This is a genomic window from Marinomonas sp. TI.3.20, from assembly GCF_038155025.1.
Lineage (GTDB): Bacteria > Pseudomonadota > Gammaproteobacteria > Pseudomonadales > Marinomonadaceae > Marinomonas > Marinomonas flavescens.
The window spans coordinates 1-202 of record NZ_JBAKAS010000163.1 but is presented as its reverse complement, the minus strand read 5'-3'; the positions used below and the strand labels follow the sequence as shown (position 1 = coordinate 202).

The 202-nt window shown below is 46.5% G+C and carries 1 protein-coding gene; it reads right to left on the bottom strand.

Annotation, left to right across the window (positions count from 1 at the left end; genetic code table 11):
* The coding region (locus tag V6259_RS20005) for an IS3 family transposase (protein ID WP_341586020.1) at window positions 1-202 on the bottom strand (202 nt) is incomplete at both ends.

Here is a 202-nt window from a genome sequence, read left to right as displayed (position 1 = left end):
TTGGCAACACGATGTACGCTACAGGATTCTCCCTCATCCCGAAGGTCACGATGTATCCATGGGCTTCCATAGGTTCCACCGCTAGCGATGTGGCATTCACGTATTCGTTCTAACAGTCGCAGATCTTCAATAGACCGATCAGACAGTGGCTTTTTCAACCAAGCATAATAACCGCTTCGATGAATTTTAAAGACGTGACACA